The organism is Mesorhizobium sp. CA13 (assembly GCF_020165235.1).
GTDB lineage: Bacteria > Pseudomonadota > Alphaproteobacteria > Rhizobiales > Rhizobiaceae > Mesorhizobium.
This window is the reverse complement of the sequence record NZ_JAIUHS010000001.1, coordinates 187,450-205,898: the sequence shown is the minus strand read 5'-3', so window position 1 is coordinate 205,898 and position 18,449 is coordinate 187,450. Positions and strand designations below refer to the sequence as shown.

Sequence of the window (18,449 nt, the reverse complement as noted above, 5' to 3'; positions counted from 1 at the left end):
CTGCCGCCGGCGCACTATCATCCTCACTCCGCCGCCTCCCGTTTGGCCGTGGGCGATCCGGTTGCGAGCAGCAGGGGCAGGCAGAGGACATAGAGGGTCGCGCCCGCGACCCACACCATGCCTGGGAAGACCATTCGAGTGCGAAAATAGAGCATGGCGATGACGAGTGGTCCGAACACCGAGACCAGGCTCGTCATGCTGGTGAGCACACCTTGCAATCGCCCCTGGTGATCGGCGCCGACACGTGACGTCAGCAACGATTGCAGCGCCGGGGCTCCGATGCCGCCGAGACAGAAAAGCGGCAACAGCGCGAACGCCATCCAGCCTTGCCAGGCGAGCGCGATCGACACATAGGCCGTGCTGTCGGCAAGGATGGCGACCATGAGCGCTCGCCTTTCGCCCCAACGCTCGGCGATCGGTCCGGCGACGAAACCCTGGGCCCCGGCATGGAAGAGGCCGAACAATGCCAGCGAGATGCCCACGGTGAAAAGGCTCCAGCCGAATTTGTCCTGCACGTAGAGAACCCAGACGGTGCCGCCGACTTCGCCGACAAGGCCGAGCACGGCAAAGGCGCCGAGCAGCGGCAGGAGGGCCGGAAAAGTCAACGCCCAACGCAGCGGCGCCAGCGGGTTCAACGACAGCGGCTCGCCTGTGCCGCCGACCCGCTCCGGCTCCGGCAGCAGAAGGAAGGCCAGCGCCAGATTGACGCCGGTGAACCCTGCCGCCGCCAGGAACGGCGCGCGCAGCCAGAGATCGCCGAGCAGGCCGCCGAGCGCCGGACCGGCGATGAACCCGACGCCGAAAGCCGCGCTCAGATGGCCGAAGGCGCGGGCGCGCCGCTCTTCGCTGCTGATGTCGACCATATAGGCGGAGGCCACCGCCATACTGGCGCCCGTTATGCCGGCGATCAGTCGGCCGACGAACAGCAGCGGCAGCGACGGCGCGAAGGTCATGAACAGATAATCCAGCATCGACCCGGCAAGCGACAGAAGCAGCACCGGCCGGCGGCCGTAGCGGTCCGACAACGCGCCGAGCAGGGGCGAAAACAGCACCTGCATGGCGGCATAGGCGGCCAGGAACGCGCCGAAAATCCAGCCGATGTCCTCGACATGGCCAACCTCGCGCAACAGCCCCGGCAGCACCGGCATGATCAGCCCGATGCCGGCCGCGTCCAGCGCCATTGCCGTCAGCACGACGAGATAGGCCCTTTTCATCGAGATGCTTCTTTCCTAAAGTTTATCGGTGATAAGGTGGCGTTTATCACCGATAAAATGGACGGGCAAGCGAGGTGCACATGAAGCTGGAAAAGGCGCTGATCGTCGCGCAGGCGCTCGAGCTGTTGAACGAAGTCGGCATCGATGCGCTCTCGACGCGGCTGCTGGCGCAGCGGCTCAAGGTCCAGCAGCCGGCGCTTTACTGGCATTTCAGGAACAAGCGCGCCCTGCTCGACGCAATGAACGAGGAGATTCTGCGGCGCGGCCATGACCATCGAGCCCCACTGCCGGGCGAGAGCTGGCAGGAATTCGTACGCAACAACGCCCGCAGCTTTCGCGGCGCCTTGATAGCCTATCGCGACGGTGCGCGCGTCCATGCCGGTACCGAGGCCGATCCGGGCGATCTCGAACATGTCGAACGGTTGCTCAACTTTCTGCGCGAGGCCGGCATGCCTTCCGTCATGGCCATGCGGTTGCTGATGATCGTCGGGCGCTACACGGTGGGCTGCGTCCTCGAGGAACAGGCAGAATATCCGGCCGGCCCAGGTCGAGGTGCGGCGCTCGATGCCAAGGCAAGCGGTTACCCGCTGCTCAGCCAGGCCCTGGCCGATTATCGTGCGGGCGGTCACGAGGTGCTGTTCGAAAGCGGCCTCGACTTGCTGATTGCCGGGGCGCAGGCCGGCATCGCTGAACCGGGCTGAGCGCGGCGATCCGCGTCTTGCCTGTCAGGCGACAGGAACGGGCGGGGCAAGCCATTGTCGCAAGATCGCGACATCGGGATCGCCGATTTCATGGCCCGAAGCGACGATGCGCGCATCGACCTCGGCACCGCGCTGGCTGAGCAGCGTTACCAGCGCCGGCGCGAAGGGTCCGTAGGTCAGGTCGGCGGCGCCCGCGACGATCAGCGCCTTGATGCCGGTCAGATCGGTTGCCGGCGTCTCGTCCAGCACCGGCATCGGTCGCAGCAGTGCCGCCCGTCCGACAAGGCCGGGATGGAGCAGCATCAGGCTGGAAACCAGATTGGCGCCGTTGGAATAGCCGAGAAAAGCCGTGCGCTTCGGATCGATCCGGTGCCGCTCCATGGCCGCGGCCACGAACCGCGCGAAAGCCGCCGTCTCGTGGCGGATGCTGGCCTGCTCGAAGCTGGTCGGCGTGATCCGCTCGAACCAGCGGAAGCCGTCATCCTGGACGATGCGGCCACGCACGGCGACCAGGCAGGCATGTGGCGCGATCTGCCTCGCCAGCGGCACCAGGGTCGTCTCGTCGACACCCGATCCATGCAGCAGGAACAGGCAGTCGTCGCTGGCTCCGCCGGATCCGAAGAAGCGGTAGGGGAAGGTCAGATCCAGCCGCGGCAGGCCGTTTTCGAGGCTTGTATCGCTCATGCCGCATCCTTTTGATTATATTTCGTTTCGCTCAATTTGCCGGCTTCAAAACGCAATATTTTCATGCTCCGCGAAAGTTGATTGAACCGGGCGCATTTCAGTCCGTTTCTGCGCCGATATACTCCATCGCGGAGGAATCGAAGCGGTGCGCCGGGGGTCGCATTGCTGGGCATGAACAACCAGCTTTGAGGCCTTTTGTCGATGACCACCCCAGTTCCAACCGAGCGCGATACGCGCATCGATGTGCTGCGTGCGCTCGCGCTGCTGACGATCTTCGTCGACCATGTGCCGGGCACGGCTTTCGAGACGCTGACCTACAAGAATTTCGGCTTTTCGGATGCGGCCGAGGCTTTCGTGCTGATATCGGGCATTTCGGTCGCGCTCGCCTATGGCACGAAGTTCCGCCCGGGAGGCCGGCTGCTCGCGACGCTGAAGATGTGGCGGCGGGCAGGCGTGCTCTACATCGCTCATATCGTCACCACGATGGCGGTGATGGCGTTGTTTTGTGCCGCGGCGGTGTTCGGCCATAGGCCGGAACTGCTGAAGCTGATCAACATCGAACCGCTGATGAAGGACACGCCCGAGGTGGTGGTCGGCATCGTCACGCTCGGCCACCAGCTCGGCTACAACAACATACTGCCGGTCTACGCGGTGCTGCTTTTGCTGGCGCCGGCCTTCTTGCTGTTCATCAGCTACAGGCCGCTTGCAGCGCTGACCGTGTCCGGCCTGCTATGGCTTGTAGCCGGCATCTGGCAGATCGCCCCGCCGAACTATCCCGAGCCCGGCCTGTGGTTCCTCAATCCGCTGTCCTGGCAGTTCCTGTTCAACATCGGCCTTGCCGCCATGCTGCATGTCAGGCGCGGCGGCGTCATTCCGGTCAACCGTTGGCTGATCGGTGCCGCCGCCGCCTATGTGCTGGCCGCGCTGGCATGGGTGCATAGTCCGCTTTGGGGGCAGGTGACCTGGTTCGACCTGCCGGTGGTGCTGACCGGCTTCGACAAGACATTCCTGTCGCTGCCGCGGCTGCTGCATATCCTGGCGGTCAGCTATCTGGTGGTGGCACTGCCTGTGGTCTCGAACCTGTTTCGCACCGGCCCCGACCATCCGCTGGCGATACTCGGCAAGCGCTCGCTGCCAGTGTTCATCGCCGGCACGCTGATCGCCATGGTCGCCCAGGTGATGAAGCTGATCAATCCCGGCGGCCTCGCCTATGACAGCCTGCTGCTCGCCGCCGGCATCGCGATGCAGTTCGCGCTCGCCTTCTACCTCGAATGGTTGTCGACCATCGGCGGTTCGGGGAAAGCCAGGACGACGCAAAAGGACGCCAAGCCCGTCCATGCGTCTTTCGGTATCTCGGCCGTGGCAAGAGCCAACCGCTGAGGTCGGCGAGCCGGTTCAGCGGCGCGGCGGAGCCGAGGAGGCGCGCACGATCAGTTCGACCGGCAGCAATTGCCGGCTGACCTTGCCGTCGCTTTCCAGGATCGCCTTGACGGCAAGCCGGCCCATCTCGGCGATCGGCTGTGCTACCGTGGTCAATGGCGGCTCGGATAGCGCTGCTTCGGGAACGCCGTCGAAACCGATGACTGAAACATCATCGGGGACGTTCAGCCCGCGCGCGCTCAGCCATTCAAGTGTTGCCAAGGCCATTCTGTCCGACATCGCCAGGATAGCCGTGGGTGGCTCGCGGGAAGCAAAGATCGTTTCCAGCCCCGCCTTTGTGGTGGCGGCATTGTTGGCGGTTTCGTAGACGGGCACCTTGGATGTATCGATGCCAACCCGCGAAAGCTCCCGGAAATAACCGGTGAGGCGATCGCGTGTCCCCGCATAGGCTGCGGTGCGAAGCTCCTCGGGCGAAATGAGGCCTATCCTGTCATCGGCGAAAGGCAGCGCCAGCACGGCAAAGCGGCGATGCCCGAGATCCGTGAGATGACGCGCCGCCAGGCCGGCGCCGGCGATGTTGTCGACGCCGATCGCCGCGACGGACCCATCCTCCGAATCCAGGTCGAGCGCCACGAATGGCAGCTTGCGCTCACGCGCCAATTCGACGAGGCGCGAGCCCCCTTCGATGCAGAAGACGATGAAGCCGTCGACAAGGGCGCTCTGAATATTCCAGGCAAGCTGTTCGGTGTTGGCGGCCGAGACTAAGGAGATGCCGGCCCCGGTCGCATCGCAGGCCTGCGAGATGCCCGCCATCATCACGCGCGCGAAGGGATCCTCGAAGAAATAGGAGAGGGGCTCCGCGGTGGCGACGCCGATGGCGTTGACCTTGCCGGCCCGCAGCAGGCGGCCCTTGGGGTCGGGGCCGGCATAGCCCATCGCCTCGGCCGTCGCGCGAACACGTTCGCGGACTTCTTCGCGCACGATCTCGGGGCGGCTGAAAACATTGGAGGCAGTGCCATGCGAAACACCGGCGGCCTTGGCGATGTCGGCCAGCCGGACGGGTCGTCGATTGCCTGCGGTGAGTGACGCCATTTGTGCGTGCCTCCTGACATGCATTTAGCACGTTCCCGATTTGCATCTAGCACTTTCGTTGGATCGATTCAAATTTCGCTTGACCGGCGGCTTCCGCAGGCCTATCTTTGAATCGATCCAATTCAGGCTTGCCTGCTGGACCAAACTAGATGAGAGGTGCGCCATGCATCCTGTTAACTATCTGTTCGAAGACATCTACCGCAACGACTGGAGCATCGGGTCGGCCGCCAAAGTGTCCAAGCGCCGCGGCGGAACAAGCCCGTGGATTCGCGATCTGCGCTTCCTGGTGGCGCGCAAGCGGAGCTGACTGGCGTGAATTTTTTGCGCCGGCCGATTGGATCGATTCAATTAAAATCAAAAGGAGAAGGGCCATGCATCCCATGAAGCATCTGTTCGACGACATCTATCGCAATTATTGGGGCATCAGCCCGGCCGCGGAGCGGCCAGAGGCGCCGCGCCGCGCGAAGCTCTCGGCGCGCAACCGCGATCTTTGGATCCGACTTGAACGTCGCCGGGATTGAAACCGGCCGCGCATCTCAGGGGCGCCGACGCACCACGGCGGAGACAGCTATGGCCAGCCAGCCTGCGATGAGCAGGGTGCCCCCGATCGGCGCCGACATCGGAAACAGCCTCGATCCCAGAAAATCGCGGGCAAGAAGATCGCCCGTGAAAAGCACGAGCCCGACGAGCAGCACCAGACTGGCTATCCGCAGCGGGCGATTCGCGTCGAGGAGACCGACGGCCAGAAACGCCGGTGCGTGCATCAGCAGGAAGGATGCCGCCGTACCGGTGAAGGCGCCGCCGAGATGCGCGGCGGCCGCCGACAGCGCCACTCCTGCCGCGCCAATAAGGCCTGCGGCGAGCACAAGCAGACGGCTGCCGGTCGTTTCGGCCAGGTTCATGTCGACGCTCCTTCGCTTGATCGGCTGGGCAGCTTGTCAGGGCTTGCCCGCTTCCATCAACATATGCCGCGTCCGCCGCGCCTGGACAATCCAGTTGTAGACCGCGCCGAGCGCCATCAGCACCGACGTGCCGAGAAACACCGCCCGCATGCCGAAATGGCCGCCGACGAAACCGCCCGCAAGCGGTCCGGCCACCTGCCCGACATATTGGGCCGAGATCGAAAGGCCAAGCACGTTGCCGCCGACGCCGTCGGGAATGTTGTGGCGGATGACGCTGGTGATGCAAGGCAGCAAACCGCCGAGCGCCAGGCCCATCAGGAAGCGCAGCGCGATCAGTTGCCAGCCGTCGGTGACGAAGGCCTGTGGAATGAGCAGCAGCGCCGACACGGCCAGCGCGCCGACGACGACGTTCCAATGACCGACGCGATCGGCGAGCCTGCCAAGCCATGACGCCGACAGAATGGCGCCAAGAGCGGCCGCCGACATCACCACGCCGGCAACGAGCGTCACCCGGCTCTGGTCCTCGATCAGCTGCTGCACATAGACGGTGATGATCGGCTCGATCGACATGGTGGCGAAGGCCAGCAGCATGCCGGTCGTCAGCATGGCCACGACCGGACGCTTGTCGGCAATTTGCGACCAGCCGCTCTTCGGCTTTGCCGCCGTCGCGGCCTTGCTTGCTTGCGGGCGCTGGTTCTCCTTGATCAGGAATGTCGTCGCCAGGAAGGCAAGGAAGATGACGCCGCCGGACAACAGAAAGGTCGCGCGGATACCGATTACCGGCGGCAGCGCGCCGCCGAGCAAGGGGCCGACCAGCGAACCTGCCGTGATGCCAGCGGACAAGACACCGAGCGCCCAGCCGGAGCGGTCCTTCGGCGTCTGCATGGCCACCAATATGGTCGAGCCGGAGGAATAGCCGCCGGCAAAGCCGATCAGCAGGCGCAGCAGCACCAATTGCCAAACCGTCTCGACCATTCCAGTCAGCGACATGCAGATCGCCATGCCGAAGGAGGCGCGTACCAACATCAGCTTGCGGCCGTAGCGGTCGCCGAGCCGTCCCCATAACGGCGCAACGAGCGCCGCCGCGAAGAAGGTCGCCCCATAGGCGATGCCCGACCATTGCACGATCGCCGCATGGCCCTCGACGCCCAGTTGCTCGACATAGAGCGGCAGGAACGGCAAGAGCAGGGTCATGGCGATGAGCGTGCTGAACGAACCCGCGAAGCAGACGGCGAGGTTGCGCCGCCAGTGGATGTTGTAGCCGCCCTGTTCCGTATCGTTCTGCGTCATGTCGTGCCTGCGTGTGTCAGGGGATTGTTGTGGATACCATTTTGGGATACCAAGTCGGTATCCGTCATGGACCCACAGTCCGGCCGCTGTCAATGCGGCACGTGAAAAGGCAACAACGATGTCGCAGATGCACAACGTCGAACGGCAGCTCCGCGAGATGATCCTTGGACTTGAGATCGGCCCCGGTGAGAAACTCACCGAGCGCTGGATCGAAAGCCGCTTCGGCGCCTCGCGCACGCCGGTCAGGGCTGCGCTGCTGCGGCTCGAAACCGAGGGGCTGGTCGGCAGGGACGGGCGCGGCTGGACGGTCTCGCCCATCAACCTGGCCGAACTCGAGCAGATCGCGGTCTACCGCGAAGCGGTCGAGGTCGCGGCCTTGCGGCTGACATGCGGGCTTGTCGACAGAAGTGCCGTCGATGTCGTCGAGGCTATGCTCGTCTCCTGCGACGACGACACTCCGCGCGAGGAATGGCATCGCGTCGGCATGGATTTCCACATCGAGCTGGCACGACTGTCCGGCAATGAATTCCTGTTTCGAGCCGTCCGCGATGCGATGACCAGGCTTTCGCGCGCCCGTTGGCTGGAGGTACGCGATGGAGCGGCCCTTGGCCGCGCGTGGTCCGAGCATCACGCCATCCTGGCCGCCGTGCGGAGCGGCGATGCACAGGAAGCCGCGCGCTTGCTCTCGGAGCATATCGTCGGCAGTCGCGACCGCCTGTTGACGTCGCTGGCCAATGATCGCCGCGGCCTTCGCGCCAGGGGATTTGCCGTCGTGGCGGCATAATGTGGCCTGCAGGGCAGGCCACTCGCCGCCGAAAAAAGGACCGCCGGCCCCGAGCCCCACTTTTCGGCCTCGCTTCGCGGACGCCGATGGCGTAGGACCGGGCGATGGAAAACAACCGATTTGAAGTACCCGTGACCGTCAAATCAGTCACGGCGGGAAGTACACAGCTCTTACGCTCGGCCCGCGAGGCTTCCGACTACCTCATGAACAGCTGGCCCGGCAAGCGCACTCCCAAGCATCGGGCGGCGCTGCAGGCCTGCCACGATGCGCTGGCCGGCGACAAGCCGGCCATGAAAGCAAGGCGCGCCTTTATCGCGGCGGCGCGTGAAGTGGACGTCTTCGTCAGCGACAAGGCGCCGGCCTGATCCAGGCCGGATTGCCGCGCGCCATCACTCCTCTGTTTCAGTCTCGGCGTCAGTCTCGGGTTTCGAACGCTCCCGCGCCGCAGCCTTGGCCGCCAGCTTTTCGGCCTTCTTGGCCGCCTTCTGGCGATCGCGTTCCTTGCGTTCCTGATCGTAATTTGGTGCTCGTGCCATGGCGGCTCCTTTTTGCTGTTCTTGTGGGCTGACTACGCGTCGTTCGCCTTCCGACGTCTCGGAGCCGGCATCAGGGTTCCTATAAGCTGCTTCGGTCGATCACAAGGTCAGCGGCGCCGAAACGTTCCTTTGCCGTCAGCTGCTGATGCCAATAGGGATAGAGCAGGGGCGGGCGGCTGACCGCGTCGAGACGGTCACGTTCCCCGCCGGTCAGCGTCAGGCCGGCCGCCGCGATATTGTCCTTGAACTGGGCCTCGTTGCGCCCGCCGATCACCAGCGAGCTGACGGCCGGCCGGCCAAGCAGCCAGGCAAGCGCCACCTGTGCGGCGGATACGCCGCGGGCCTTGCCGATTTCGACCAGCACATCGACGATCCGCCACAGCCGGTCCTCGTCGCGGATCGGCGGTTCGGACCACCCGGCGATCTGGCGCGCGGTCGGGCTGTCACGGTGATACTTGCCCGACAGCAGGGCGCCCGCCAGCGGACTCCACACCAGCACGCCCAGCCCCTGGTCGACCGAGATCGGCAGAAGCTCATATTCGGCTTCGCGTGCCTCGAGCGTGTAGTGGATCTGCTGGGTGACGAAGCGCGGTTGATGGCGGCTGTCGCTGATGGAGAGCGCCTTCATCACCTGCCAGCCGGAATAGTTGGAGCAGCCGACATAGCGGATCTTGCCCTGGCCGACCAGCGTGTCGAGCGCGGCGATGGTCTCTTCGAGTGGCGTCACGCCGTCCCATTCGTGCAGGAAATAGATGTCGATGACGTCGGTCTTGAGCCGCTTCAGGCTCTTCTCGCATTCGCGGATCAAATGATGACGCGACAGGCCCTCGTCATTGGGGCCATCGCCCATGCGCATGCGCGCCTTGGAGGCGATCAGCACGTCGCTCTTGCGCTTGCCGCCGAGCGCCTCACCGATGATCTCCTCCGAGAGGCCGTTCGAATAGACATTGGCCGTGTCGATGAGATTGATGCCGGCATCGATGCATAGATCGATCATGCGCTTCGCCTCGGCGAGATCGCTGTTGCCGACAGCCGCGAAAGGGCCGGCGCCGCCAAAGGTCATGGTGCCCATGGTCAGTGTCGAAACCTTCAGGCCGGAACGGCCGAGAGTGCGGTATTCCATGTCAGTCCTCGCGATTGAGTAGAATGGCCCGATAGGGTTGCTGGATTTGTAGGACAATCCGCGCGGCTTGTCGCCCTCCGGCCCCGCACACCGATGAGCGGCCGTGGCGTGCCCCTGCAATAAAACCGTCATTGCCGGCCTATACTCAGTCGGTCAGGGTGTTGCGCGCGGCCGTCAGGACGCCGCCAGTGCGCCCGGCCGTTGCCGGAGGCGGCAGCTTGCAGATGGAGCAGCACGAGATGAATGAATCCATACCCAAGTCCGGCGCCAGGGACTGGCTGGAAGCCGAACTCGCCGACACGCTCGACGAGGACTATGAACTGGAGATGTCGGAACCGGCGCTGTCGTTGGAGATCGCCAGGATCTACAAGAACGCGCATCCGCCTTCTATCGACCGCATGCAGTATTTTCGCGACCTGATCGGGCTGCAATCCGAGCTGATCAAGCTGCAATCCTGGGTCGCCTACCACAAGAAGAAGCTTGTGGTGATCTTCGAAGGCCGGGATTCGGCTGGCAAGGGCGGCGTCATCAAGCGCATCACCCAGCGGCTCAACCCACGCATCTGCCGCGTCGTGGCGCTTCCGGCGCCGACCGAGCGCGAGAAGTCGCAATGGTATTTCCAGCGTTATGTGCCGCATCTGCCGGCCGGCGGCGAGATCGTTCTGTTCGACCGCTCGTGGTACAACCGTTCCGGCGTCGAGCGGGTGATGGGTTTCGCTGGGCCCGATCAGGTGGAGGAATTCTTCCGTGACGTGCCGGAGTTCGAGCGCATGCTGGTCCGCTCGGGCATCACGCTGGTCAAATACTGGTTCTCGATCACCGACGAGGAACAGCAGATGCGCTTCCTGATGCGCATCCACGATCCGATGAAGCAGTGGAAGCTGTCGCCGATGGACCTGCAGTCACGGGTGCGCTGGGAACAGTATACCAAGGCCAAGGAAGAGACCTTTGCCCGTACCAACATTCCGGAGGCGCCCTGGTTCATCGTCGAGGGCAACGACAAGAAGCGCGCGCGGCTGAACTGCATCGACCACCTCTTGCAGCAGGTTCCCTACGAAGAGGTGCCGCACGAGGAGATCACGCTCCCCGAGCGCGTCTTCAATCCCGAATACGAGCGCCAGGTGCTGCCGCGCGAGCTCTACGTGCCGGAGAAGTATTGAGGCGGGTGAAGCTGCGATCTCCCCACGAGGGGGAGATTACGCTCCCCACCTTACGCCCGCTTGATCACCACATGCGTGGCAAGCGGCGTCGCTACCTGTTCGCTGCACTGATAGCCGAGCTTCGGCAGATTAATCCCGGCGAAGAGGTGCTCGCCGGAGCCGAGCAGCACCGGCGAGATCGCCAGATGCATCTCGTCGATGAGCTTCTCCTGAAGATATTGCCGGACGGTGGCGACGCCGCCGCCGACCCGCACATCGCTGCCATTGGCCGCTGCCCTTGCCTGCTCGAGCGCCGAATGGATGCCATCCGTAACGAAGTAAAAGGTCGTGCCGCCTTCCATGACGATGGGCTCGCGCGCATGGTGCGTCAGCACGAAGACAGGCACATGATAGGGCGGGTTGTCGCCCCACCAGCCCTTCCAGTTTTCGTCGGGCCATTCGCCGCGGATCGGCCCGAACATGTTGCGGCCGAGGATCCAGGCGCCGACATTCTCGAAGCTGCCCGCCGCGAACGCGTCGTTGGTATCGGTGGTGCCGCCATCTTCTCCGAGCACCATCTTGCGGAAGGTGCGGGTACCAATCATCCATTTGTGCAGGGCTTCCCCGCCGACGCCGAGCGGGTTTTTCAAATCCTGGTCGGGACCGGCGCCGTAACCGTCGAGCGACAAGGTGAATGCGTTGACGCGAAGTTTGGACATAGAGGCCTCCTCAGACTGCTTGTAAATTGCAACCAGTATGGAATAACGCAACCGATTGCATATTGCAAGCTGTATTCCCATTGCTGTGACGTGGTGAACTGCCGGCGGTTAGCGGCAGCACCGCCAATACGCTTAATGCTTCTGACGAAGGTGACCGGGATGCTTGTGCAGCAGGCAGCTGCGGAGTGGCCGCAGCCGGCCCGCGAGGAAATGCAGCTATTTGCCTTGCAAAGCCTTGAGGATTCGCTCGATGGCCAGGCGTAGCGGCGGTAGGCTGTCTGCAACTACTGCCCAGACGAGAGCTTCGGACGTCTTGTGATATTCGTGGCGTAGAATGTTGCCTATTCCACGAACCTGTTTCCAAGGAATTTCTGGAGCAAGAATGATCAAATCGTCCGGGATATGCCGCGTGGCTTCAGAAATAATCTCGATGCCGCGCTCGACGCCATGGCGAAGTAGCCAGTTGTTACGAAAATCTTCGAGAGTCTTGCCCGCGGTGGCAGCGTCGATGCCATCCAAGGCCGTCATGATCTCGGCTAGGATTGGCTCGATCCGGCGGGCTCCCATCAGAATACGCACACGGCCGATCGCTCGATCTCGGCTTTCAACATCGGATGAAGGCTATCGCGTGTGGTGAGGTCGATCTCCGCCGAGATATTCTCTTCGAGAAATTGCTTGATACCCACCAGATCGATCAGCGAAAACCGCCGCGTCGGATCATAGTCGATGAACAAGTCGAGATCGCTGTCAGCGTTCCCACTGTCGCGTGCGATGGACCCAAATAGGTAAAGCGATGTCGCGCCCATGCCTCGGATGGCATCCGCGTTTCTCCGCAACCGTTCGATGATCTCATCCTTGCGCATGATTCATTGTAACGGATTAGACTGAAATTCCAAACGATCAGACGGCTTAACCCCTCAGCATCTCCGCCACCTCAGGGGCGAAATAGGTGAGGATTCCGTCGCAGCCGGCACGTTTGAAGGCAAGAAGCGATTCCAGCATAGCCTTTTCGCCGTCGATCCAGCCATTGGCGCCCGCCGCCTTGATCATCGAATATTCGCCCGACACCTGGTAGGCGAAGGTCGGCATCGCAAATTCGTCCTTCAGCCTTCGGATGATATCCAGATAGGGCAGGCCGGGCTTGACCATCAGCATGTCGGCGCCTTCGGCCAGGTCCTGCTCGGCCTCGCGCACCGCTTCGTCCGAATTGGCGTGGTCGATGTAATAGGTCTTCTTGTCGCCCTTGAGCAGGCCGGCCGTGCCGACCGCCTCGCGGTACGGTCCGTAGAAGGCGGAGGCGAATTTCGTGGCATAGGACATGATCGCCACGTCCTGGAAGCCGTTTGCGTCGAGCGCATCGCGAATGGCGCCGATGCGGCCGTCCATCATGTCGGACGGCGCGATGATGTCGGCGCCGGCCGCGGCCTGGATGACGGCTGCCGCGGTCACCTGTTCCACCGTCTCGTCATTGACGATGAGACCGTCACGCAGGATGCCGTCATGGCCATGGCTGGTGAATGGGTCGAGCGCGGCGTCGGTGATGACGCCGATTTCAGGCACCGCGTCCTTGATCGCGCGCGTGGCGCGGTTGATGACGTTGTCGGGATCGAGGATATGCGAGCCGGTCTGGTCGCGCAGCGAAATGTCCACATTGGGAAAGGTGGCGAGCGCGGGGATGCCGAGCTTTGCCGCGCGTTCGGCCTCCTTGACGGCAAGGTCGATCGACAGGCGGAAGACGCCCGGCATGGCGGCGATAGGCTCGCGCACTTGTCTGCCGTCGACGACGAAGATCGGCCAGATCAGGTCGTCGACGGAAAGCCTGTTCTCCTGCACCAGGCGCCGTGACCAGTCGGCCTTGCGCATGCGGCGCAAGCGGCGGCTGCCGGTGATGTCGTCGACGCTGCGCGCGCCGGCAGGTTTTGCGGGGGTGAATCTGTTCATCGCCAAAACTCTCGTTTGGCGGGCTTTTATCACGCACCCGTGGTGCTGACCAATGCGACACGTTTGTGCCAGCGATCCGGTCGGGTCCCTATTCGGGTTGCCCGTTGCCCGAAAGGATCTGCGCCGCACCGCGCATGCCGACACGGAACGCCTCGTCGAAGCCGACGCCGCGCACTTGCCAGGCGTAGGTCTTGCCGGCCTTCGCCAGCCGCCAGTGGGCAATCCAGCCGAACTGCTTGTCGCTCCAGACGATGCTGCCGGAAAGCGCCTGATCGGCGCCGGCCATTTTCGCAACCGTGTCCAGCTTCGCCATGTCGGCGTCGCGCATGGTCCTGTCGTCCAATCCTGCCTTCGACAGCAGCGCCGCCGTGGGGAAGGCCACCTGCATGGCGATCGGCGCGGCGGCATTGCCGAACGACTCGCGCATCAGCACGCCGCGCTCGTCATCGGCATCGAGCGCGAAATGCCCGACGCCGCGCTCGGTCGACAAGAACACCGCCAGCCGTGGCCGTTCGGTCAGCCACGGCCTGCTGCCGAGCGAAGCCAGCACCGGATCGATCATCGCCGGGCTGTACTGGCAATAGAGGTTATGAGGCCGATCGTAGGTGCCCTGATCGTCGTGGTTGGGAATGCCTTCCATGCGATCGCGGTAGCGAAAGCCCGCCACGAAGCTGCCGGCCTTGTCGCGCAGCGCCGCCATCTCCGGTTTCGCCGGCAGACGCTGGTCGCCGGAGACCCGGACCAGAACAGCGTCGAGGCAACGTTTGAAGCCAGCCTGGCGGTTTTTCTCATACCGACCATTGACGATGGTCTGCGACTGGTAAAGCTCGGCGAGGCTTGCCGCCAGGGTCGGTTGCAAAGCCAGGCAAATGACGATCAGCCCGATCGTCATCGGCACGAGGCGCGCAAATCCAGCCATGAGCCACACCCCATTGGAACCCGCTACAGCTGCGCCGTCGCCATGCGGTTCCCGGCGTTGCGGCCACAACGGCTCTTTTTAGCACTGGGCTCCGGCACGAGCCAAGACGCGCTGTCAGCATGCCGGCATTGACGCGGCCATGCGCCACGCTTTAGCACTTCAGTCCCGGCGGAGCGGGGGAGGGATTCTTTCACGATGGATTTTGGCGGAGGCGACGAGATCCGCTTCGAACATCTGGGTCGGGCCGGCATCGTCACGTTGACGCGGCCGCGGGCGCTCAACGCGGTCACTCACGGGATGGTCAATGCGCTCGCCAAGGCATTGCACGCCTGGGAGCGGGACTGGAGCGTCGACGTCGTCGTCGTCAAGGCCGAGGGCAGGGCGTTTTCGGCCGGCGGCGACATTCTGCACATCTACGAGGCCGGCCGGGCCGGCAAGCCGCCCGTCGAATTTTTCGCCGACGAGTATCGGCTGAACGCCCAGATCGCACGTTTCAAGAAACCTTATGTGGCGCTGATCGACGGCATCGTCATGGGCGGCGGCGTCGGCATCTCCTTTCATGGATCGCACCGGGTGATGACGGAAAATGCCCAGTTCGCCATGCCGGAGGTGGGCATCGGCTTTTTCCCGGATGTCGGCGCCAGCCACCTGCTGCCCGATCTTGGCGGTTCCTTCGGCATGTATCTGGCGCTGACCGGCAATCGCATCCGCTATGGCGACGCGTTGTGGTCCGGGCTGGCCACGCATACGATCAAGGCGCAGGACCAGGCAGGCTTTCTTGACCAGCTCGCCGCTACCGGCGATCCAGAATCAGTGCTGCGCGGCTTCTTCATTCCGGCGAAGCGCGAGACGGACAGGCGCGTGCTGGAGGCGATCGCCCGTCATTTCGCGCAGGCCTCGCTTGCCGATATCATCGGCAGCCTGGAGCGCGCGGCAGGCAGCGACGACTTTGCCGCAACGACCCTGGCGACGATCTTGACCCGCTCGCCGACCAGCCTTCGTGTCGCCTGGCGCCAGATCACTGCCGGCCTGACGCTGCCGATGGATCAATGCATGAAGATGGAGTTCCGCATCCTCAACCGGATGCTTGCGGGCCACGATTTCTACGAAGGCATACGCGCCACCATCATCGAAAAAGGTTCCAAGCCGCAATGGATGCCGGCGACCCTCGATGCGGTCGACGATGCCGATGTCGATGCCTATTTTGCCTCGCTCGGTGAACGGGAACTCCCGCTATGAGCGAGGTGACGTCCAGACGCGTCGTGCTTCAGCCCTCGGGGGTGGAGGTTATCTTCGCCTGGTTCCAGCGGATCATATCGGGTTACTGCCTACTGTTCGGCATTCTGTACTGGGTCAGGCTGATCGGCTTCTATCCCGGCTCGCTGTGGCGCTTCGACCTGATGCCGGTCCACTGGCAGGTGACGGCGGTGGTGCTCGCCGTGTTTTTTCCCTTTGCCGCCGCCGGCCTATGGATGCTGGCCTCCTGGGGCCCGGTGATCTGGTTCATCTGCGCCGTGACGGAGATCGTCATGTATGCCGGTTTCCCCGAACTCTTCGGCCACCGTCCGCTCATCGTCGTCTCGCATGCGGGCGTGGCGCTGCTCTATGTCGTTTTCCGCCTCGTCATCTATCTACAGAAGCGGTCGCCGCGGACCTGAGACCGGCACGCGCCGCCCGCCATCCGGCGGATCAGATTTCGCCCTGAAATCATTGGCTAAATCTTTAGGTTAATTATCCTTGCTCGAGTGACCGTTCGTTAAGCGTCTTGCGAAACCTATTACCGGTAAGCTCTTGTTAGCCTTGGCGTTTAAGTCGAATTTTATGAGTATTCGATAGTGTCGCGATCAAGGTGAAAAACAAAAAATCACCAGGGCGACAAACGAGAGGCAAAGACAATGATCAATTCGCGTCCGGCGGCAAAGACCGCCAACGTTTCCGACGATCGCCGCGAGGCAATCCGTTCGCTGTACATGGAATCGCTCCAACTGGTCGAGCGCCTGCACCGCCGTCTGCTCGACGTGATCAAGGACGAGTTCGACCGCAACGGCCGTTCCGACATCAACGCCATCCAGGCCTTGCTGCTCTTCAACATCGGCAATTCGGAGCTGACCGCCGGCGAGCTGCGCTCGCGCGGCTACTATCTCGGCTCGAACGTCTCCTACAATCTCAAGAAGCTTGTCGATCTCGGCTTCATCAACCACCAGCGGTCGCGCATCGATCGCCGTTCGGTCCGCGTCTCGCTGACGCCGAAGGGCAACGAGGTGGCGGAGGTGGTCGCCGGTCTCTACGAGCGCCATGTCGGCTCGATCGAGCAGGTCGGCGGCATCAACACCGACGAATTCAAGCAGATGAACCGCGCCCTGCAGCGCCTCGACCGCTTCTGGAACGACACCATCGCTTACCGGATGTGAGCCAAGTCCAGGACTAGAAGCCGCGCCACAAAAGCGCGGCAGCAACAGCGACCTCCAGTCAGGGCCGGTGCCGAAAAGCATCGGTCTTTTCTTTTCGTTGCGTTGGCCGAAGCAAATTGCGGGCCAAGGCCACGTTGCCGCCATATTCCAATGGAACCGAAGATGGCAGTGATGCTGTGGTGAAGGCCATGGGTTCACCCGCAGCCGCGTAGCCTTGCGCGTTTTCACACCGAGGTGATGCGGACCATGGTTGGCTAATTGTTAAGATTGCCAATTTTAGAGTGCGGGCGAGATCGCCCGATGATCAACGCAGCAAGTGTCGAACTGCTACAAATGTCTGGAACGTCCATGAGAACCAGCCGCCGTTTCTTCCTTTCCGGAGCCTCCGCGCTCGCAGCCGCCGTTGTTGCCGGCCGCGCCAGCGCGCAGGACGTGATCGGGGACATCCTGAAGTCCTCGGCGCGCGGCAACTGGGATGATCAGTTCGACGCCCGCGCCAGTGCAGGCGGCAAGGTGGCCTCGACGCTGCCGATCTTCAGCCCACAGACCGTCGCCTTCACCGAGCAGGCCGTGGCGCAGTACCAGAACATCGTCGGGCAGGGCGGCTGGGTCGAGGTTCCCGCGACCAAGAAACTGCAGCTCGGCGTCGATGATCCCGATGTCGTGCCGCTGCGCAAGCGCCTGATGGTCGCCGGCGACCTGTCGCAGAGCGCCGGCATCTCGACGGCCTTCGATTCCTATGTCGACTCGGCGGTCAAGCGCTTCCAATTGCGCCACGGCCTGCCGGCCGACGGAGCGCTGGGCAAATATACCTACGCGGCGATGAACGTTTCGGCGCAGATCCGGCTCGGCCAGTTGCAGACCAATCTCCAACGATTGAAGGAGAAGGCGGGCACGCTTGGCAGCCGTTATGTGCTGGTCGATATTCCGGCAGCGCAGGTCGAGGCGGTCGAGAACGATCGCGTCGTGCTTCGCCATACCGCGATCGTCGGCAAGATCGATCGCCAGACACCGATCGTCAATTCCAAGATCAACGAGATCATCGTCAATCCATATTGGAACGCGCCGGTGTCGATCGTGCGCAAGGACATCATCCCGTTGATGCGCAAGGACCCCGATTATCTCAAGAACAGCCATATTCGCCTGTTTGCGCCAGATGGCAGCGAAGTCGATCCGATGAATGTGGACTGGTCGACCGACGACGCGGCCAAGTACCGTTTCCGCCAGGATCCCGGTTCGGACAACGCCATGGCGTCGGTGAAGATCAATTTCCCGAGCCCGGACGGCGTCTACATGCATGATACGCCGCAGCAGAGCCTGTTCGGCAAGATGATGCGCTTCGATTCCTCGGGTTGCGTGCGGGTGCAGAACGTGCGCGACCTCGTCACCTGGATCCTGCGCGACACGCCCGGCTGGGACCGTCAGCATTTCGAGGCTGCGATCAAGACTGGCGAGAACACGCCGATCCAGGTCACCAACCCAGTGCCGGTGCATTTCCTCTATCTCTCGGCCTGGTCGACGGGCCCCGGCGTCGTACAGTTCCGCGACGACATATATGGCCTCGACGGAGCCAACGAGCTGCAGATTACTTCGTCGCTCTAAGTGATTGATTGT

At 63.1% G+C, this 18,449-nt stretch carries 23 protein-coding genes; 11 read left to right on the top strand and 12 right to left on the bottom strand.

Annotation, left to right across the window (positions count from 1 at the left end):
• Nucleotides 1-23: 23 nt before the first annotated feature.
• On the bottom strand, nucleotides 24-1,214 hold the full coding sequence (locus LB566_RS01130; protein ID WP_224622559.1) for a TCR/Tet family MFS transporter: 1,191 nt from the start codon (nucleotides 1,212-1,214) through the stop codon (nucleotides 24-26).
• A gap of 80 nt (nucleotides 1,215-1,294) precedes the next feature.
• On the opposite strand from LB566_RS01130, the gene LB566_RS01125 reads away from it, so the two are divergent.
• On the top strand, nucleotides 1,295-1,915 hold the full coding sequence (locus LB566_RS01125) for a TetR/AcrR family transcriptional regulator C-terminal domain-containing protein (RefSeq protein WP_224622557.1): 621 nt from the start codon (nucleotides 1,295-1,297) through the stop codon (nucleotides 1,913-1,915).
• Nucleotides 1,916-1,939: 24 nt separating this feature from the next.
• Here the strand turns inward: LB566_RS01125 and LB566_RS01120 are convergent, their stop codons facing one another.
• Complete coding sequence (locus LB566_RS01120) at nucleotides 1,940-2,599, bottom strand: alpha/beta hydrolase (protein ID WP_224622555.1); 660 nt, start codon at nucleotides 2,597-2,599, stop codon at nucleotides 1,940-1,942.
• A 201-nt stretch (nucleotides 2,600-2,800) separates the two neighbouring features.
• On the opposite strand from LB566_RS01120, the gene LB566_RS01115 reads away from it, so the two are divergent.
• The gene (locus tag LB566_RS01115) at nucleotides 2,801-3,979 is read left to right on the top strand and encodes an OpgC family protein (protein WP_224622553.1); all 1,179 of its coding nucleotides are present in this window, start codon (nucleotides 2,801-2,803) and stop codon (nucleotides 3,977-3,979) included.
• A gap of 15 nt (nucleotides 3,980-3,994) precedes the next feature.
• Here the strand turns inward: LB566_RS01115 and LB566_RS01110 are convergent, their stop codons facing one another.
• On the bottom strand, nucleotides 3,995-5,071 hold the full coding sequence (locus tag LB566_RS01110; protein WP_224622551.1) for a LacI family DNA-binding transcriptional regulator: 1,077 nt from the start codon (nucleotides 5,069-5,071) through the stop codon (nucleotides 3,995-3,997).
• Between the two features lie 163 nt (nucleotides 5,072-5,234).
• Here LB566_RS01110 and LB566_RS01105 point away from each other — a divergent pair, with 163 nt between their 5' ends.
• Both LB566_RS01105 and LB566_RS01100 read left to right on the top strand, forming a co-directional pair.
• On the top strand, nucleotides 5,235-5,378 hold the full coding sequence (locus tag LB566_RS01105; RefSeq protein WP_224622548.1) for a hypothetical protein: 144 nt from the start codon (nucleotides 5,235-5,237) through the stop codon (nucleotides 5,376-5,378).
• A gap of 73 nt (nucleotides 5,379-5,451) precedes the next feature.
• On the top strand, nucleotides 5,452-5,592 hold the full coding sequence (locus LB566_RS01100; RefSeq protein ID WP_224623645.1) for a hypothetical protein: 141 nt from the start codon (nucleotides 5,452-5,454) through the stop codon (nucleotides 5,590-5,592).
• A gap of 15 nt (nucleotides 5,593-5,607) precedes the next feature.
• Here LB566_RS01100 and LB566_RS01095 read toward each other — a convergent pair whose 3' ends face one another.
• Nucleotides 5,608-5,973 carry a DUF423 domain-containing protein gene (locus LB566_RS01095; RefSeq protein ID WP_140549100.1) on the bottom strand — a complete coding sequence of 122 codons (366 nt, stop codon included), beginning with the start codon at nucleotides 5,971-5,973 and terminating at the stop codon, nucleotides 5,608-5,610.
• Between the two features lie 36 nt (nucleotides 5,974-6,009).
• The gene (locus LB566_RS01090; protein ID WP_224622546.1) at nucleotides 6,010-7,263 is read right to left on the bottom strand and encodes a multidrug efflux MFS transporter; all 1,254 of its coding nucleotides are present in this window, start codon (nucleotides 7,261-7,263) and stop codon (nucleotides 6,010-6,012) included.
• Between the two features lie 118 nt (nucleotides 7,264-7,381).
• Between LB566_RS01090 and LB566_RS01085 the strand changes: the two genes are divergently transcribed.
• Nucleotides 7,382-8,047 carry a GntR family transcriptional regulator gene (locus LB566_RS01085; RefSeq protein ID WP_224622545.1) on the top strand — a complete coding sequence of 222 codons (666 nt, stop codon included), beginning with the start codon at nucleotides 7,382-7,384 and terminating at the stop codon, nucleotides 8,045-8,047.
• A 104-nt stretch (nucleotides 8,048-8,151) separates the two neighbouring features.
• Nucleotides 8,152-8,412: a DUF982 domain-containing protein gene (locus LB566_RS01080; RefSeq protein ID WP_224622544.1), complete on the top strand. Its 261-nt coding sequence runs from the start codon at nucleotides 8,152-8,154 to the stop codon at nucleotides 8,410-8,412.
• 24 nt (nucleotides 8,413-8,436) lie between these two features.
• Here the strand turns inward: LB566_RS01080 and LB566_RS01075 are convergent, their stop codons facing one another.
• Entirely contained in the window at nucleotides 8,437-8,583 is a 147-nt protein-coding gene (locus LB566_RS01075) for a hypothetical protein (RefSeq protein WP_224622543.1), read from the bottom strand.
• A 79-nt stretch (nucleotides 8,584-8,662) separates the two neighbouring features.
• Complete coding sequence (locus tag LB566_RS01070; protein ID WP_224622541.1) at nucleotides 8,663-9,706, bottom strand: aldo/keto reductase; 1,044 nt, start codon at nucleotides 9,704-9,706, stop codon at nucleotides 8,663-8,665.
• A 239-nt stretch (nucleotides 9,707-9,945) separates the two neighbouring features.
• Between LB566_RS01070 and ppk2 the strand changes: the two genes are divergently transcribed.
• Nucleotides 9,946-10,866, top strand: a complete 921-nt coding sequence (gene ppk2 / locus LB566_RS01065; protein WP_140637792.1) for a polyphosphate kinase 2 — start codon at nucleotides 9,946-9,948, stop codon at nucleotides 10,864-10,866.
• Between the two features lie 50 nt (nucleotides 10,867-10,916).
• Here the strand turns inward: ppk2 and LB566_RS01060 are convergent, their stop codons facing one another.
• The 5 genes from LB566_RS01060 to LB566_RS01040 form a co-directional block, all read right to left on the bottom strand.
• Nucleotides 10,917-11,564, bottom strand: a complete 648-nt coding sequence (locus LB566_RS01060; RefSeq protein ID WP_224622539.1) for a dihydrofolate reductase family protein — start codon at nucleotides 11,562-11,564, stop codon at nucleotides 10,917-10,919.
• A 216-nt stretch (nucleotides 11,565-11,780) separates the two neighbouring features.
• Entirely contained in the window at nucleotides 11,781-12,143 is a 363-nt protein-coding gene (locus tag LB566_RS01055; RefSeq protein WP_411910448.1) for a DUF86 domain-containing protein, read from the bottom strand.
• Nucleotides 12,131-12,427: a nucleotidyltransferase family protein gene (locus tag LB566_RS01050; RefSeq protein ID WP_224622537.1), complete on the bottom strand. Its 297-nt coding sequence runs from the start codon at nucleotides 12,425-12,427 to the stop codon at nucleotides 12,131-12,133. The genes LB566_RS01055 and LB566_RS01050 overlap by 13 nt, the downstream gene beginning before the upstream one ends.
• A gap of 46 nt (nucleotides 12,428-12,473) precedes the next feature.
• A complete protein-coding gene (hemB, locus tag LB566_RS01045) occupies nucleotides 12,474-13,505 on the bottom strand; it encodes a porphobilinogen synthase (protein WP_224622534.1) in 1,032 nt (343 codons plus the stop codon).
• 88 nt (nucleotides 13,506-13,593) lie between these two features.
• A complete protein-coding gene (locus LB566_RS01040; RefSeq protein ID WP_224622532.1) occupies nucleotides 13,594-14,424 on the bottom strand; it encodes a DUF2066 domain-containing protein in 831 nt (276 codons plus the stop codon).
• A gap of 195 nt (nucleotides 14,425-14,619) precedes the next feature.
• On the opposite strand from LB566_RS01040, the gene LB566_RS01035 reads away from it, so the two are divergent.
• From LB566_RS01035 to LB566_RS01020, 4 genes are all read left to right on the top strand, one after another.
• A complete protein-coding gene (locus LB566_RS01035; protein ID WP_140549090.1) occupies nucleotides 14,620-15,663 on the top strand; it encodes an enoyl-CoA hydratase/isomerase family protein in 1,044 nt (347 codons plus the stop codon).
• Nucleotides 15,660-16,082: a DUF6163 family protein gene (locus tag LB566_RS01030; protein WP_140549089.1), complete on the top strand. Its 423-nt coding sequence runs from the start codon at nucleotides 15,660-15,662 to the stop codon at nucleotides 16,080-16,082. The genes LB566_RS01035 and LB566_RS01030 overlap by 4 nt, the downstream gene beginning before the upstream one ends.
• Before the next feature lie 237 nt (nucleotides 16,083-16,319).
• A complete protein-coding gene (gene ldtR / locus LB566_RS01025) occupies nucleotides 16,320-16,835 on the top strand; it encodes a transcriptional regulator LdtR (RefSeq protein WP_008875359.1) in 516 nt (171 codons plus the stop codon).
• Nucleotides 16,836-17,183: 348 nt separating this feature from the next.
• Nucleotides 17,184-18,437 carry a murein L,D-transpeptidase gene (locus LB566_RS01020; protein ID WP_224622530.1) on the top strand — a complete coding sequence of 418 codons (1,254 nt, stop codon included), beginning with the start codon at nucleotides 17,184-17,186 and terminating at the stop codon, nucleotides 18,435-18,437.
• Nucleotides 18,438-18,449 lie beyond the last annotated feature (12 nt).